Annotated in this window: 13 protein-coding genes; 1 reads left to right on the top strand and 12 read right to left on the bottom strand. The window is 38.3% G+C overall.

Translation table 11 applies throughout. The features are described from left to right. From MTF67_RS12805 to MTF67_RS12750, 12 genes are all read right to left on the bottom strand, one after another. A complete protein-coding gene (locus tag MTF67_RS12805) occupies window positions 1-705 on the bottom strand; it encodes an AAA family ATPase (RefSeq protein WP_006792897.1) in 705 nt (234 codons plus the stop codon). Next, window positions 702-2783, bottom strand: coding sequence for an SLBB domain-containing protein (locus tag MTF67_RS12800; protein ID WP_248519721.1), 2082 nt, complete (start codon window positions 2781-2783; stop codon window positions 702-704). The genes MTF67_RS12805 and MTF67_RS12800 overlap by 4 nt, the downstream gene beginning before the upstream one ends. A 3-nt stretch (window positions 2784-2786) precedes the next feature. Continuing rightward, window positions 2787-3641, bottom strand: coding sequence for an OmpA family protein (locus MTF67_RS12795; protein WP_248519720.1), 855 nt, complete (start codon window positions 3639-3641; stop codon window positions 2787-2789). A gap of 18 nt (window positions 3642-3659) precedes the next feature. Then, window positions 3660-3968: an STAS domain-containing protein gene (locus MTF67_RS12790; protein WP_006792900.1), complete on the bottom strand. Its 309-nt coding sequence runs from the start codon at window positions 3966-3968 to the stop codon at window positions 3660-3662. A gap of 168 nt (window positions 3969-4136) precedes the next feature. Further along, on the bottom strand, window positions 4137-5942 hold the full coding sequence (locus MTF67_RS12785; RefSeq protein ID WP_039037148.1) for a sugar transferase: 1806 nt from the start codon (window positions 5940-5942) through the stop codon (window positions 4137-4139). Window positions 5943-5952: 10 nt separating this feature from the next. Next, window positions 5953-7029: a glycosyltransferase gene (locus MTF67_RS12780; RefSeq protein WP_248519719.1), complete on the bottom strand. Its 1077-nt coding sequence runs from the start codon at window positions 7027-7029 to the stop codon at window positions 5953-5955. 1 nt (window position 7030) lies between these two features. Further along, window positions 7031-8524 (bottom strand): GNVR domain-containing protein, encoded by a 1494-nt coding sequence (locus MTF67_RS12775; RefSeq protein ID WP_039037150.1) that lies wholly within the window; start codon window positions 8522-8524, stop codon window positions 7031-7033. A 231-nt stretch (window positions 8525-8755) separates the two neighbouring features. Next, the gene (locus MTF67_RS12770; protein ID WP_248519718.1) at window positions 8756-9889 is read right to left on the bottom strand and encodes a glycosyltransferase; all 1134 of its coding nucleotides are present in this window, start codon (window positions 9887-9889) and stop codon (window positions 8756-8758) included. A 1-nt stretch (window position 9890) separates the two neighbouring features. Further along, window positions 9891-10598, bottom strand: coding sequence for an acyltransferase (locus MTF67_RS12765; RefSeq protein ID WP_248519717.1), 708 nt, complete (start codon window positions 10596-10598; stop codon window positions 9891-9893). A 4-nt stretch (window positions 10599-10602) separates the two neighbouring features. Continuing rightward, window positions 10603-11955, bottom strand: a complete 1353-nt coding sequence (locus tag MTF67_RS12760) for an O-antigen ligase family protein (RefSeq protein ID WP_248519716.1) — start codon at window positions 11953-11955, stop codon at window positions 10603-10605. Further along, window positions 11948-13360 carry an oligosaccharide flippase family protein gene (locus tag MTF67_RS12755; RefSeq protein WP_248519715.1) on the bottom strand — a complete coding sequence of 471 codons (1413 nt, stop codon included), beginning with the start codon at window positions 13358-13360 and terminating at the stop codon, window positions 11948-11950. Before MTF67_RS12755 ends, MTF67_RS12760 begins: the two co-directional genes overlap by 8 nt. An 8-nt stretch (window positions 13361-13368) precedes the next feature. After that, entirely contained in the window at window positions 13369-14520 is a 1152-nt protein-coding gene (locus MTF67_RS12750; protein ID WP_248519714.1) for a glycosyltransferase, read from the bottom strand. A 206-nt stretch (window positions 14521-14726) separates the two neighbouring features. Between MTF67_RS12750 and MTF67_RS12745 the strand changes: the two genes are divergently transcribed. After that, window positions 14727-15641 (top strand): glycosyltransferase family 2 protein, encoded by a 915-nt coding sequence (locus MTF67_RS12745; protein ID WP_248519713.1) that lies wholly within the window; start codon window positions 14727-14729, stop codon window positions 15639-15641. The last annotated feature ends 32 nt before the right edge of the window (window positions 15642-15673 follow it).

The following is a 15673-nucleotide window of genomic DNA, read 5'->3' as shown; positions in this document are numbered from 1 at the left end:
TTAGTGGTGCTCAAACAACCACCTTTGTTTATTAATTTTCGACTTAAGGTTGTTACATAATTTAGGCCATTTGTTTTTATGCTTATTTAAAACACTAATAATACGCTCCCCCAGTGGAGCAAAGTTATGTTGGCTTATTAGTAATTTAATATTGCTATGACCGGCTTGCTTTAGCTCTTTTATACCTTTGCATAATGACTCCTCGTCATTTACACCAAGTGCCACGGCTACAAAGGTTAATTCACTACACAAACTTAGAGAATGAAGCGGTACATTGTTTCTGTTTAGTTTTAATGCCGGCGACATATCTATTAAAATATAGTCATACTCTTGTTTTAAGCGAGCAATCGCGTCATTTAACACATGCTTGTTTTTAGCAGGCTCAATAGCCGCTAAATGTTTAATAGTGAGCAAATTTACTTCTTGGTAATTTGTAACACCTAATTGGCATGAAATATCATCAAAGCGCCACGGGCTGCACGTATCGGGTAACTTATCGTCTGAGTTAAATGTATTAATTGGGTTTAAATCAATGATAAGCACCGACTTATTTTGGCTTTGTAAGCGTTTTGCAACGCTCACACATGCGGTAGACGCCCCCTCAGACCCACATAAAGATATAAACGTAACGCATCGCGCATCGTTATCTATCATGGTATTACATATCACTTCTAACTCATGATATTGACTTGGTATTAATTTCATAAGCCCACCACTAGCGCAAGTATGGTAATTACATCGAGGAAATTTTCTTTAAACTGGCTTAATAAATCTTGCCCTTTATCAGGAACATATAAGGTATCCCCTGCTCTAAGTACTGGAATATTTGCTGAGTTTGGCGATTTAATAAAGGCTTCTAAATCAAACACTCTTGATTGCTCTTTACAACAAGAATGATTAACCACAACTATTTTATCAATGAGTGCAGAGTTTGAAGGGCCGCCGGCCTCAGCTAATACATCTAAAATGCTCATTGTGTCGTCAAAGTTATATCTACCAGGCTTTTGCACCGCCCCCATAATGCGTACTACGCGTTCTTTAGGTGTGCGTAGCCAGTCTTTATTTTTTTCTGGAACAAAAATAGTGTCTCCTGGTAATACATTAGGAAATAATGTTTCGTCACCGGTTTCAAAGTACATCGCTAAATCTAACTTACTCACTTTAGCTCTATTACCGTTTCTGTGAGTTACTCTAATATTACGAATATCTGCAGTCCCTGTTGGGCCATCAGCAGCCGCTAAAATATCGATAAAATGCATGTTTTCGTTGAACGAATAGCGACCAGGTGAACCAACCTGCCCCATAATATAAATAGACTTACTTGACTCTTGGCGTATCCACTGCGACTTATTATCAGCAGGGTCAACGGGGAGTTCCTCTACAATTACAGTGTCTCCGGCCACTAGGTTTGGCAATGGTGTTTCACCGTCTGTGATGGTGTATTTTTCAAGGTCGAAACGCTGGGTTACATCACCGTTTCTAAGTATTTTTATATCGTTGATATTAGCGCCTTTGGTAGGTCCGCCAGCGTGTGCTAATAAATCGGTAAAGTCCATTTCATCACTCCATTCATACCTGCCCGGAGAAGTAATGGCACCAATTATTTTAATGGCGCGTTTGGTCGGAATTTTAAGCCAGCTTTTTTCATTGACGTCTGTTTTTTCTGGAACAAAAATAACATCACCTGGGTTTAAGTCGGGCACTTTTGTGGTGACTGTGCCTTCACTGTAGCCTTGTAAATCAAATAAAATGCTTTCCCCTTCTGGTGTTAATATTTTTATATGGCGGGTTTCAGCAAATCGAGTTGGGCCACCAGCATTCGCTAAAATATCCAAAAAGTTGGTACTGTCTGCCGCTTCATAAGCACCTGGTTTTTGAACCTCACCCATAATATAAACGGTACGAGAAGTCGTGTTTACATCATCAACCATAATAGGCACATAGACTGTCGAACCCGGCTGCAATAACTGCATAGTGCTACCTGATGGTTTATCTAAATACGCTTTTAAATCAAAAATAACCGGCGATTTATCTACAATCACCCTAATTTTAGTAACATCGGCATAACGCGTAACCCCTTCAGCGCGCATAAGCGCATCTAAAATAGTCATTTCTTCTTTGTATGAAAAACTTCCCGGGTTATGTACTTCGCCTAAAATAGTGACCGCATTACCGTCGTTGGCATCTCCAGTTGCACTGAGTGTTTGGGCATCAAAGTCTATTTGTACATTACCCAGTAACGGTGAAACGGGCACAAATACGGTATCTTGGCTTTTAAGCGCAGGTAATAAGCTAATATTGCCCGAATCTAGGTACGCTTTGTAATCAAACTCAATAATTTCTTCGCCACGTCTTATTTGCAATCTATCTAGCTGAGCACCTGGCCTTAAACCGTCTGCTTTCGAAATCACCATTTGGATATTACCATTTGCAGGAATGCTCACTTGCGATGGCGTATTAACGTAGCCCATAACATTAATAAAAATATCTCTGCTACGTATCTCTACATAAAAGTCATCCATTGCTACAAATAAGCCACCTAACACTGGAGTAAGCTCTAGCTCAACTTGTGATATAGTTTTGTTAGCTACAACAAATTGCCCAACCTCGGGCAAATTAATTTGCCCTTTGTTGTCAACTTCAAAGGTTTTATCAAAATCGACTTCTCCAGGAATATACAAAAATAATTTATTGCCTACCTGTACCGTATCGTCATCAGCGTTAGAAGCTGAGAAAACATGAAACGAAAAAAGTAATAATGCGATTGTTAATAAATATCTCATAACTTACTCCTTCTTACTTTTAATAATTTTGGTCCAACTCACTAACGATTTAGCTTTATTGTCCTGTAAATTATTTGTGTTGGCGTCAATTACTATGGCCTCAACACGGCGGTCTGAATGACGCACTGAGTCGGTTTGTGGCTCATCGCTGTAAGGTTTTAAGCTACCCTGAGTAAGCGTTGTAATACTTTGCACTGGCACACCATAAACCACTAACCAATGCTTAACCGTTTCAGCGCGTTTTAAAGCAAGTTCATAGTTGCTGGCCATTTCTCCCATCGAGTCGGTATGACCGACTAGCAATATAGAAATGCTTTCAAGCTCTTTTACTAAATCAGCTGCTTGAGCAAGCCTGACTGCGTATTTAGGTGTGATCTCAAACGCCTTGAACGCAAATTGATTATCACTATTGAGTAAATCGGTAATTTGCTTTTTAACGCTAAATAAAGCAGGTTTATCTTCTTTAACCACCGCACATTGAGTTAACTGCTGTACAGTATCAAAATGCTGCGTTAACTGGTTAAGCCCATGATAATGAATAAGTAAGTCGTGCTCTGCATCTTCCCACATTTGAGCTGCAATAAGTCTGCGAATACGGTTTTCGTATATTTGTGCCTTTAACAATTGTGCTGGCATACAGGCTTTAATGTCTTGAGACTTTAACAGCTCAAGCTTTAGCACTAAGTGCTCAAATTCACTGCGAACCACCTCTTCGGGCTGTGTGTAATTTAAATCTTTTTGCTCATCATCTAACGGGTAGTTTTGGTACTTTTCTGCCCAACCTCCTTGTCCTTCATCAGGCCAAGAAGCACACCCACTTAAAAAAAAAGTAATGATAATAAAAATGTGTGCTTTCATATCCCTCTCCTTAAACTGTTAGATTGAATCAATAAATGGAATTGTTTTATCTACTCTTAACAAGTTCATTAACTTGAAAGGCTGACCCGTCACATTAAGTAAAGAAAGTTGATGGTTTTTCTTTTCAATTCGTTTGTATAAAAACACAATTGCGCCTATGCCAGACGAATCTATAAACTCTGTTTTTGAAAAGTCTAAAATAATAAAATTAGTGTCTGTTCCCACCAACCCTTCAAATTCATCTTTAAATCCGTCTACGGTAAAGCCTGAAAAATCAGCAGGAAGCGAAATTACGGTTTGTTCTTGTGAATTGGCTAAATTAGTCATGGTAGTTACCTATTAATGAGTAAAGTTCTCTATTACTAATACAAGAAACGAACCAACTTTAAGCTACTGATAATTAATAGGTTTTAATGATAAGTATATAGTTGAAAGGGAAGTTAGAGCATAATGCAATTAAGACTGAAACATCCTATTGCATTATGCAATGCATGATTACTGGCCTTTACCAGTAAAAATAACAACAAGGGTTTTAAATAGTATGGTCAATTCCATGTAACACCAGCTACGAGGTGATGACGTACTTAGCATATAGGCATAATCCCAGCCTATTTTGTTTCTTGCATCATCAATGCTTTCATCGTATCCATTCATTACTTGTGCAAGCCCTGAAATGCCGGGTTTTATGCCATAAGTACGTTGTGAAAAATAAGGAATGTCTTTTTCTAGTTTTGAATAAAATACGGGGCGTTCTGGGCGCGGCCCAATCAGTGACATATCCCCTACTAACACATTCCACAGCTGCGGTAATTCATCTAGCCGTGTTTTACGAATAAACCTACCCACTGGCGTTATTCTAGGATCGTCCTTAGATGCCCATACTGCACCGCTTTTTACTTCAGCATCTACAACCATAGATCGAAATTTAAGCACATTAAACAATGCAACAAAGCTGTCACTGCTCTCACCCACTCTTAGCTGATTAAATAACACAGGCCCGCGTGAAGTTAGCTTTATTGTTAGTGCAACCAATAACATAACAGGCGACAACACAATTAAACCTAAAGCGGAGCCAATTATATCAATACCGCGTTTAACACACTTAATGGCACCGTTTTGTTCGCTATTGCCTGTATGCACCCGCTGCCAGTGGCTTTTGTAATCGCCTTTTTCATATTTAATAATGCCCCATAACGCTAAAAAGTAGGCATTAAGAATATAGTTAACTTTATCTACAACAGGTATTTTAGTTGTGATATTAAAAACCTTTTTAGTCAGTTCAATACCATGAAGTAACGCAATAGCCCCACAACCTAACTTTGCCAGCATAACATTTGAAAACAGCGCCATTGAAAAAAGCAAAACATAAATTAAAGCCAGCAACAACGGCATAATACCCCGTAGTACTTTGTGCGAAATAAAGTTAAAACTGACCCAGCCCAACTTAGGGTTAAAAAGCGTTAACAGCACCTTTATTTGCTGCCAATTACCTGCGCCTAACCTTACGCGTCTTGCATAGTCGTGACTTTGTTCATCACACTCTCTTTCAACAATATTAATGTTTTTATCTACAATTGCTTTACCGCCATTTTTTAATGCGTTCATTGATAAAATAAAGTCGTCGTTAATGGCACTTTCATCCAGTAAATCTGTGTACTGTGAACGAATGGCAAACATCGCACCTGGCACACCAATCACCGCCCCTAAAGATGACTCCATACTTTTAACGTTGTTTTGATATTGCCAGTAATGCTTTTGCTCTTGTGTGGCTTGCTCGTCTAAAACATACACCCCGGTAATCACATTAATGTTTTGATCTTTAAAATCAGCATCTATATTGCCAAGTACATCTATACTTAATAGCGCGCTTACATCAGTAAACAATAAAACATCGTAAGTTGTTTTAGTTAGCTTAATTAACTCATTAATACCATGCGCTTTACCAAGGTTAACTTTATTAAAATGCAAATGGCATTCAACGTGTTGTGTTGCTAAATGAGCCTGGGCAAGCATTGCCTCTTCGTATGTTTTGTCTGTACAGCCATCAAGGTACACATGAATCGCATACATATCTGTGTTGTAAAGCATGGCGCCCAAATTATGAAGTTTTTCTTTAATGTGATCTTGCTCATTGTAGGCACAAATCAAAATACCAAAATGGGTGGTTGCTTTGGTATTCTTTGCACTAATTAATCGCTTACGCTTACCATGACTAAATAACTTTAAAAGTGCTACATAGCCCACGTGGTGGTATATAACTAACGCAATTAACACCGCTAATATTATTAATAAATAAGTCATTATATTTTCCTCACGATGTAATACCGTTGTAAAAGTGGTCGTACTCTGCACTCATTTTTGTAGCACTTGCGATTGAAAATACGTGCTGACGAATACACTCTCCATGTTTTATATAAATGGCTTCAATCAGCGCTTTTTTGAGCCCAACCTCATCGCCAGGCTTTACGAGTACACCTTGCTCGCTGGTTAGTACCTCCTTAATTCCGCCTACATCGGTGGCAACAATGCTTTTTCCGCACGCCATTGATTCCAAAATAGATAGCGGTAACCCTTCACGCTGCGAATACAGACACATCACATTAATTGCTGAATAAAATAGCGGCATATTTTGTACATTACCTAAAAAATGAACGCGATCTTTAATGCCAAGCTTTGTGGCATAATTCACCAATTCAGAATGTAAGCTTCCGCTACCAGCAAACACAAGTTCTGTATAAATGGGCAATGAATTAAGAATTCTTAATAATGCAAAATGCCCTTTACCTGGCTCTAACCGTGCTGAACAACCAATTAAGTTAATATCTTGCGGTAAATGCAGTTCCTTACGGGCGTTTGGTTCATCCCCGCAAACAAATTGTTTAAAATCAATACCATTGAGTATTGTTTTATCGGTTTGAATAGCTGTTTCGTTATAAAAATCGTTAGCGACTACCTGTGCATCAGCAACCCAACTAATTTTTGTCAATTTGTTAAGCACTTTAGTAATTAAACGCTGCTTAAAACTTTTTAAATACCAGGCGTCATGAATAGTCGATACATGCTTTACGCGTCTATTGCGTATACATGCCATACTTGCATAAAGCATTGGCCCTATGTGATGGCTGTGTATTACATCAATATTGAACTTTTTAATAACCTCGGTAAGTTTGCTTACCGTATTCATATCAAACTTTGCAGGCTTATTTAGACAAATTAACCGCCCTTCAAACGACGCTAATTGTGGCCAACCTTCAACAGCCTCGCCCAACGTTCCTTCAAGTGATACAACCACACTTGAGTCTGCAAATTGGCTTTTTTGCATTAGCGTGACGGCCATTTTTTCAAGGCCACCTATTTTAAAGTGCTGAACTAGATGTAAAACATTCATATTATTTCCCCTGTTCAATAGAGTTAATCGCTGAACTAAACACCAAATCTACAGGTGTATTTTTAACAATAGGTAAAATGGTAACTACCTCTAAAGAAGATAGTTTTTCTATGGTTTGAATATCTTTTAAGTGGCTGTCAAATAAGGTCGCTACAAACACAATAGTGCTACTTGTAAACACACCTAAAACAAGACCCACAATAATGGATGCGACTAACGACGTGTTAATTGGCTGCGTTGGACTGTAGGCGCGTTCAATGGTTTTTACTTTATCTGGCCCTTCGTACTTAACCAATTTTCCTGTCACTTTGGCCATTTCATAACGGCTTAACATATCTTTATAAAGCGATTGTTTAACATCGTAGTCTCGCTCAAGCTTTCTTAGCTGTTTTTCAATATCACTGGTTACTAGCAGCCTTTCACCAACCAGTTTTACCTGCTGCTCTAGCATGTCGTATTCTTGCTGATGCTGAGTGACTTCATTTTTAGCTTCTTCTAATTTGAGAATTTGCGAAACCAGAACACTGCTTTCATTGTCTTTACCGCTAGGCAGTGTGTTTGCCATTTGCCATAGCTGTTCAATATTGGTGGGATCTAAGTCTTCTGCGCTGTCTAATAATGACTGCTGGCGGTTACGTATACTTTGAAGTTCTCGTTTTTTTGAAATAACCTTGCTGTGTTTTTCGGTATAACGTGTTTTTAAAAAGCTTAACTCTGACTCCGCAACAATAATTTTTTCTTCAATGCGCCCTAAAATTGGGTTTGCTTGGCCCATTTTAGTAGCCAGTGCTTTTAATTTTGCTTGCGCACCCGACAGTACAATTGTTTTTTGTTGTTGATCGCTCAGTAATTTATCAAACGTTTGACGGTTACTGTGCAGCACAGCCGGCAAGGTATTGCTGTTTGTTGATTTAAAGGCAGCAAGTGCCTCTTCAGATAATTCAAGCTCATCACGAATGCTGTTCAGCTGCTGATAAAAAAACTGCTCAGAGCTATCAAGCGATGCTCGGGTGGGCGCAAGTAAACGTTCTATAAACTTCTCGACTACTTTTTCAAGCACTAGTTTCATTTTACTTTGCTCATGCCATATAAAATTAACCCGTACCAGCTCATCCCCTACCAACGACAAAGACAATGCCTGAGATAACTCTTGGTGAATTTTTTCTATTTGCGCAGGCGTCGCATTTTCTGGCACTAATTGCGTTTCTTTTGCTACTGCAATAAGTACCTTCCTACTTATAACGAGTGTACGAAGTGCTGCCATCCGATTAGATAAATCAAATGAAAAAGATAAATCATCAAGATACGGGTTAAGTAATGCCGACTCCTCGATTAAAATAGTGGCGTGGTTTACATATTTTTTTTGTGCAGTCACTGTGAGCAATATAATGACAAAAGGCACCACTAAAAGTGGGATCACAAATAACTTTGCACGTGTGTATACAGCGTACAAGGTTAAGTAAAGTAATCGTTTTATTTGCTCTCTAACTAACATAATCCCTACCTATCTATTTGCATATTGCTATGCGAAATGTGGCGTTTGTTTGCAAATTAATAATTTAAACTGCAAATATCGCGCTATACATAAGGTGTTGCACAGGGTGCGCCAACTGTTGTGAATTTAATAAAAATAAGCAGTTTATTAGCGGGGATCAGGCTTTTGAGACTCAGCACTCAAAGGCCTAATTAAATGACATGTTAGAGGGTTTTGGTTTAAAAAATCACGCTACACAGCGTGATTTAAAATAAATAAGTCTTGTTGCACTTTTAGCGCTTTTGACTCCCAACTGTGGTTCTTTGCTAATTGTTGTTGCGATAATTTTAGGGTGCTGCGTTGAATGGTGTTTAAACTAACGGCTTCATCAATTTTATTAATAAATTGATCATGCGTTTTGCCAATAAAAATTTCTGTTTGATATTGTTTTACTGCGGGAAAATCGGTAGCAACAATAGGCTTTCCTGCCGCTAAATATTCTTTAAGCTTTAATGGGTCACACGCTCTAATTTGCTCGTTATTAACAAACGGTAAAACAGACACGTTCCAATGTGTGGAAAAACTCGCTAACCGAGCATGCTCAATTGCAGGAATGTGCGTTACATTTTTAAATTGCAACAACTGCCCAGTAGGCCCCACAATATCGCCAACAAGCACTAACTGATAACTGGGTCGCTGCGCGACTAACGCAGTGAGTAATGCAATATCTAACCACGCATTGATGCTGCCATAGAAACCAATAATCGGACCATTTAAGTGGTTTATCTCTGGTGCAATTTCACTTTTAGAGGTGAACAAATCGTAACTAACACCATGGCTTAACATTTTTGTTTTGTGCTTAGGCATTTTGTTCATTAAAAACGCACTGATGACATAAATTAAATCAGCGTTTTGTATCAAGCTATTTTCACAAGGGGCAACAAGTGACGCATCAACGCCGGCCAATGCACTAAAATCGTCACCGCAGTAATAAATTAACCTATCGCGTTTTTGTTTTGTAATTAAATATTCGGCTGTGGGCACGCTTAACCAGTAAGTAACAGGCTCATCATCAATATTTTTAAAGTATTGAGAATACACCCACTTATTGAAACGTTTTACTAATGCGTTGTCATGCCAAGGCAATACGGGGAGCTTGTAAACATGTAATGTTTCTGGCGTTTCAATGGTTGCGCTATTTGATTCGCTAAATAATTGTTTTAATTTATTAAATACACGTTTTAAATCGTTTAATTTAAAACTTGGCTTTCGCATACCAATTGAATTGACCCAATGTACTTCATGATTTTTAGCCAGTTCAGCAAATAGGTGCTGTGTGCTACTCGGGTGGCTTGCCCAATCCTCTGCAAAAACAACAAATCTCATATTATGATTCCTTTATGTATTTAACTACTTTTGCTGGATTGCCCGCAGCAATACTAAAGGCGGGTATGCTTTTAGTTACAACACTACCTGCGCCAATAATCGCCCCTTCACCTATGGTAACGCCTCCAAGCACGGTCACTCCGGTGCCAAGCCATGCCCCGCGCTTTATAATAATATCGCCAATTTGGTTTTCATCATCACTTTGCCCCTGCGCTCTTCGTTCACAATCAATCGGGTGCCCTGGAAAACCCGCTAAAAATACACGCCCTGCTAACCTAACGTCGTCTTCAAGGGTTATGGTACGTCCTACCGAAAACGCATTTTGCCAACCAATGTCTACATTGTTACCAATGGTTAGAGTGGGTGTTGTTTGCCCTCCTACCCGCCCGCAAAAGGTAGAAATACCCGACATTCTCACGTTGTTTTTACACACAACATTAAGCTCCCCCAACACTTGCGGCATACCTGAATATAAATAAAGCTGTTTTTTACTGCCTTTAATTTGGCTTTTGAAAAGGGGCGTAAAATAAGTGATACGTAAAAATTCGTGTATAAATTGTTTTAAAAATTGATGAACAAAATAAAGCAATGAATGAAAAAACGGGATAACAATCATTTGTGGATTGCGAATCGTTTTTGCAAATTGAAAAAGTGATTTTGCAAAAGGATGAGGGCTACATTTAAGCCAATGTTTAACGTGTATGATCATAGTTTTATTCCTTATTGCTCTCAACAGTGATTTTTTCGAGTGCGATTGTTAGCGCTAAAATAATGTAAAGCGGCCAGGTAAAAGCTTGTGTTAGGAAAGTACCTGCAACCATAAAGCCTATTAAACCTGCTTTTAATGCATTTGCATTAACTGCAACTTGGTCGTTATGGTTAAGCGCATTGATGCAATACACGCGTGATAAGCTGCGATATATACTGGCAATTAATAATACAAATATACCTATACCTACAAAGCCTGTTTCGCCTAATACCTGAAACCATGTACTGTGTACTGCATGATTCTTGCCATCCCAATGCGGACTGTAAAAATAATAATTTACGTAAAAGTTATCGACTCCCACACCCGTCAGCGGATTAGAAAGCGCCATATTAATTGCCGCTTGCCATGCATATATTCGACCCATTGCAGACGCATCAACTCCGTCTTCTGCTGCGCCTCCACTTTGCCTATCACCAATACCTGCAAACACCATCATTGCAAGCATGGCAACAGCTGCACACAGCCCGACTACTAAAGGATTTTTTACTTTTTGATATAAAAAGAAACTTAAAATAGCAGCAATACCCAATAAACCACCTCGGCTTTGTGTGGCTATCACACCAGAAATAGCTAACAACAACCCTACGGCTGCAAATAAACGACGATATTTATTCGCACCTTTATCAAACAGCTCTGCTGCCAAAAAGGACACCGGAAACATCAACACTAACGATAGATCGTTAGGGTCTCCTAATTGCGAGCGGTACTCACGAGAAATAGTGACACGCGTGCCCTCAACCAAGCCAATACCATTCATTTTGTTACTTAGTGCAACCAACGCCACCGAAATACCCGAAATCATTATGCCCATTCGTACTAAACTAAAATGCGAAAATCGGGTTAACCACCAGCTAATGGCAAATACCATAATAAATACTTTCACCAGCACACCGGTCCAATACTCTATGGCCATACCTTTGTTGGAGGCACTAAATACGCAAACGGTGAGCCAAACAAACCAAATTACAAACACTAAGTGTGTTGAACTCCAATGAGGTTTTAACGATTTTGAAATGAATAAATGCCATGCAATAGCCAGTAATGAAGCTAAGGCCAACATTTTAGGAATTTTAAGGGGCATTAATACAACAAAGACTTCATGTAGCCTAAAGTAGCTAAACAGTATAAAAAGAATAATAAATACCGTGCTTATTTTAACGGCTAAAAACCCTGCAAAAGGTAACAATAATAAAGCAAAGGCTGCAATGGGACCAAAGCGCATGTAAAGCATTAATGTTAATGTCATTACAAATAACCCGTTGATCATCAGACAATATTTTTTATACCAACTAATCATACACTTTACCCCGCATTGTTTGCTGGGTCAGTGCTAAAATTGCGGGTTTGTATTTATAAAACAAAGCAATTAAAAAGCAGATAAAAACAATGCATTGAATAAGCTCAAAATAGGCAGTTTGTGTAATGCTTAAAAAGTATATTAAAGAAAAACACACCCAGCTGGGCAGCAAACGCGTAACACTAAACGTTAAACTTTCTAATTGTTGGCTAATAACAATAAGTAAACTGGTTTTAATTAACTGCGCAATGCAAAGTGCAACCACTACGCCGTATACGTTATATCGAGGAACTAAAACGGCTAACAAAGCCAGCACAGCGAATGCGCTAACTGCATTAACCACAGTAACAAACGCACCATTGTAATGGATGTAACACCCTATATTGAGTAAATCACTATGGTGCTTAATAACCACAATAAAAATAAGGCTTGGTAACAACCAAGTATGCAACTGATAATTTTGTGGTAACACTAAACTAAAAATAGACGGGGTGATGATAAGCATAAACGCGCATAGTAAAATGGCCGAATCTAAACACAGCGTGCACAGGTCGACATAACGTTCTCGGTTTTTAGCCAATTCATCAAAACGACGTGAGAACCACCACATTCTAATAGGTTCAAAAGCGAACGAGGTCATAACGGCAAACTGTAAAGCGACATAATATTGAGCCAGTTTTTCTTTGCCCTCACTGGCAACTATAAACCAGTTTTCGGCCCCATTATTTGCATACAAAAATAAAGACGAGGTAACAATACTGATTAAAAAAAGTGCGTTTTTATAACTTATTTTCCATGAAACACGTTTAAAGCTGATACCCAGCGGCTTCAATTCCAAAACGATAGCAATACATAATACTAAAGCGCTCGACACCACACCCGATGCCATTACCCCAGTAACACCATGTCCTGAGTAAAGTAAAACAACGGTTAGAAGTGTTTGCCCCATACCTTGAAGCACAGCCAAAATACAAAATTGTTTTGCCATTTCGTAATATCTAAAATAACAAAATAAAATAGAAAGTAGAGATGAAAGCGCTAAGTTAATAGCTAACAGTTTAATATCTAGTGCATTTAGCGTTACAGGTAATAACGCGCTTAAATAATCAATACAGTAAAAAACCAAGCACACAAATACACTACTAACAATGGCACACACTAATAATGCATCTCTGAATAATGCACGTTTATGTTGTGGGTTGTTCATTTGTTGCTTAAACAATAAATCGGGTAAACCTAAGCACAATAACAACGACATAACCGCCGAAATAGACACCAAAAAATTTAGCTCACCAAATTCTGCCTGACTTAAAATACGCGTAGTTATAGGTAATAAAGCAAACCCTAATACTTTAAGAAATAAAGTAGATATACCAAAGTATGCAATTTGCTTAATCCCATTCATAGCAACACCTATATCCCTTGAACCCAATGAGATAACTTTTTGGCTTGCGAATTTGCATTAAAGCGTTTTGTCGCTAACCTTTTTGCATTTAGCCCTTTTTCGTAACGCTGGTAAGGCGTTAGTGCACAAAAGTCATTAAGCATTTGCTCAATACCAGTAATGCTTGAAGGCGCACATTTAGCGCCAACATCGTCATTTACAATTTCTTTTGCACCCATTAGCTCAGTAGTTAAAACAGGTATACCGCTAGCCATGGCTTCTTTAAGTACAACCGGCCCCGTGTCGCGATCGCCATTTTTAGACACGCAAAACGGCGCAATTAAAGCCGAATAATTGCTGGTGTTTATTGCTAACCACTGTGGACTTTTTGAGCCTAAAAAGTTGACCTCATTCATAATTCCTAGCTGTTCGCAAAAATATTTCAGGTCATTTAGTAGAGGACCATCGCCTACTATATCCAATGTAATTGAATGTTTTTTGCTAATTTTTTTGATTGCCGGAAGTAAAAATTGCAATCCCTTTTTTTCAATTAACCGACCAACAAAAATAAGGTTAACCGATTCTGTTAATCGACTTGGTTTATTATTAAACAAGCTCAAATCAATACCACAATGCAGTAGCTGTATTTTTCCTTCGCTGTATTTACTCAGTTTTACAGCCATGTCTTTACATACAGCAACCGAAAAATCGCACAGCGATAATTTAAGCTTTAAATCATCATCGTTCACATAAACATCGTGACCGTGGCCAATAGATGACACACTCACGCCTGCTATTTTGCTAGCAATAATGGAGTAAGCCAGTGGTGCATGCATAAAATGACAATGAATATGAGAGATTTTTTTTGCACGAATAATTTCAGCAATATTTAACCCATAGCCCATTAAAGACATGGCCGAAATAGACTTAAAGCGACTTGCAATAACACCGCCTTTCACTGCCACTAGTGGGCTTTTAAATAGTGTGTTAACTGCCGATGGTGTTGATTTTTTAATAACAATCACCTGCACATTTTTATTTAAATGAACACAGTAATTTAAATTTTCAAACGTCAGTACGGTCACTCTATGCCCTGCATTCACCAGCGCGTTAATTTCAGTTACAACAAACGTTTCTGAAGGTATGTGAAAGCTAGGTACAACGATGCCAATATGTTTCATAGTTAAAACTCCTAATAAACTTAACGGTTACATCGCAAAATCTGTGCCCGATATAAAACGCTAAAAAGCCCCTATAAAAAGTCAATTTGCGAAGGCTTATCGCAATTTGCAAATCATAAAACAAAAAACAGCCCGCAAAAGCCTATAAATGGTTGGCGCTTATCTTGCGTAGTTAACGTTAATGAAAAACACAAAAGGTGAGTACTATGAGTATTCAGGTAAGCGTTATTATTCCTAACTTTAACTGTAAGCAGTATTTGGCAAAGGCTATTTCAAGTGTTGTTAGGCAGCATAATATTGAGTGTGAAATACTTATTATTGATGATGGGTCAACTGATGGAAGCGTTGAATGGTTAAATAAATTACAACAATCACTTCCTAATATGCGTGTTATAAAGCAGCAAAACTGCGGGGTTGTTAGTGTCAGAAATAAAGCCATTGAACTTGCTAAAGGCGACTATATTGCTTTTTTAGATGCTGACGATTACTGGACTGAAGATAAATTATTTAACCAGGTTACCTACATGCAAAATAATCGTGATTGTGTGCTGAGCTTTACCAATTACATGCATGTTAATGAGCAGTACGAACCCATTATTGATTGTTTTTCCTATTGGCCTGAGTTTACAAAATTTATTAATTGGAACACTGAGGGTTACCAAAACCTTAAATCACCAATGGATTTACTGCTGTTTGCAAACGTTATAGGTACCTCGTCTGTTGTGGTGAAAAAATCAGCCATTTGTTATGTAGGTAAGTTTGATAAATCACTCAATAGCGCAAGCGATTGGGATTGTTGGCTTAAGCTAGCACGTATTGGTAATGTGGCTTTTTCGAATCAGGTATCAATGGGCTATTTAATGAGAGCAGGCTCTATTACTGCCAACAGACAAAACCGTTTAACTGCGATGCAAATAATAATAGATCGCTGTAAAAACGATATTGGCGTGGTTTCTCGGTTTAAAGCCAAAGCCAGAATGCTCGAATGTTATAGCGAATACTACCGAGAAATAGGTTATAAGTTTAAAGCTTTTTGCTTAGCCACTGCTGCATTTTTATTGTTTCCCCATAGGCGAAATCTTCAACACTTAGTACATGACATAAAACAGTCTATTAAATAAATTTAAAATACATGTAAAACACTAAGGTTAAA

Source organism: Pseudoalteromonas sp. 2CM32C (genome assembly GCF_023161925.1).
GTDB classification, from domain to species: domain Bacteria; phylum Pseudomonadota; class Gammaproteobacteria; order Enterobacterales; family Alteromonadaceae; genus Pseudoalteromonas; species Pseudoalteromonas marina.
Note: the sequence above shows the minus strand (reverse complement) of the source record. Positions and strands in the feature narration are given on the sequence as shown.

Excerpts from the sequence above, each read along its gene's own strand:
- MTF67_RS12795 (WP_248519720.1), bottom strand. The coding sequence starts at position 3,641 with ATGAAAGCACACATTTTTATTATCATTACTTTTTTTTTAAGTGGGTGT.
- MTF67_RS12760 (WP_248519716.1), bottom strand. The coding sequence starts at position 11,955 with ATGATTAGTTGGTATAAAAAATATTGTCTGATGATCAACGGGTTATTT.
- MTF67_RS12790 (WP_006792900.1), bottom strand. The coding sequence starts at position 3,968 with ATGACTAATTTAGCCAATTCACAAGAACAAACCGTAATTTCGCTTCCT.
- MTF67_RS12745 (WP_248519713.1), top strand. The coding sequence starts at position 14,727 with ATGAGTATTCAGGTAAGCGTTATTATTCCTAACTTTAACTGTAAGCAG.
- MTF67_RS12800 (WP_248519721.1), bottom strand. The coding sequence starts at position 2,783 with ATGAGATATTTATTAACAATCGCATTATTACTTTTTTCGTTTCATGTT.
- MTF67_RS12780 (WP_248519719.1), bottom strand. The coding sequence starts at position 7,029 with ATGAATGTTTTACATCTAGTTCAGCACTTTAAAATAGGTGGCCTTGAA.
- MTF67_RS12770 (WP_248519718.1), bottom strand. The coding sequence starts at position 9,889 with ATGAGATTTGTTGTTTTTGCAGAGGATTGGGCAAGCCACCCGAGTAGC.
- MTF67_RS12750 (WP_248519714.1), bottom strand. The coding sequence starts at position 14,520 with ATGAAACATATTGGCATCGTTGTACCTAGCTTTCACATACCTTCAGAA.
- MTF67_RS12755 (WP_248519715.1), bottom strand. The coding sequence starts at position 13,360 with ATGAATGGGATTAAGCAAATTGCATACTTTGGTATATCTACTTTATTT.
- MTF67_RS12805 (WP_006792897.1), bottom strand. The coding sequence starts at position 705 with ATGAAATTAATACCAAGTCAATATCATGAGTTAGAAGTGATATGTAAT.
- MTF67_RS12785 (WP_039037148.1), bottom strand. The coding sequence starts at position 5,942 with ATGACTTATTTATTAATAATATTAGCGGTGTTAATTGCGTTAGTTATA.
- MTF67_RS12765 (WP_248519717.1), bottom strand. The coding sequence starts at position 10,598 with ATGATCATACACGTTAAACATTGGCTTAAATGTAGCCCTCATCCTTTT.
- MTF67_RS12775 (WP_039037150.1), bottom strand. The coding sequence starts at position 8,524 with ATGTTAGTTAGAGAGCAAATAAAACGATTACTTTACTTAACCTTGTAC.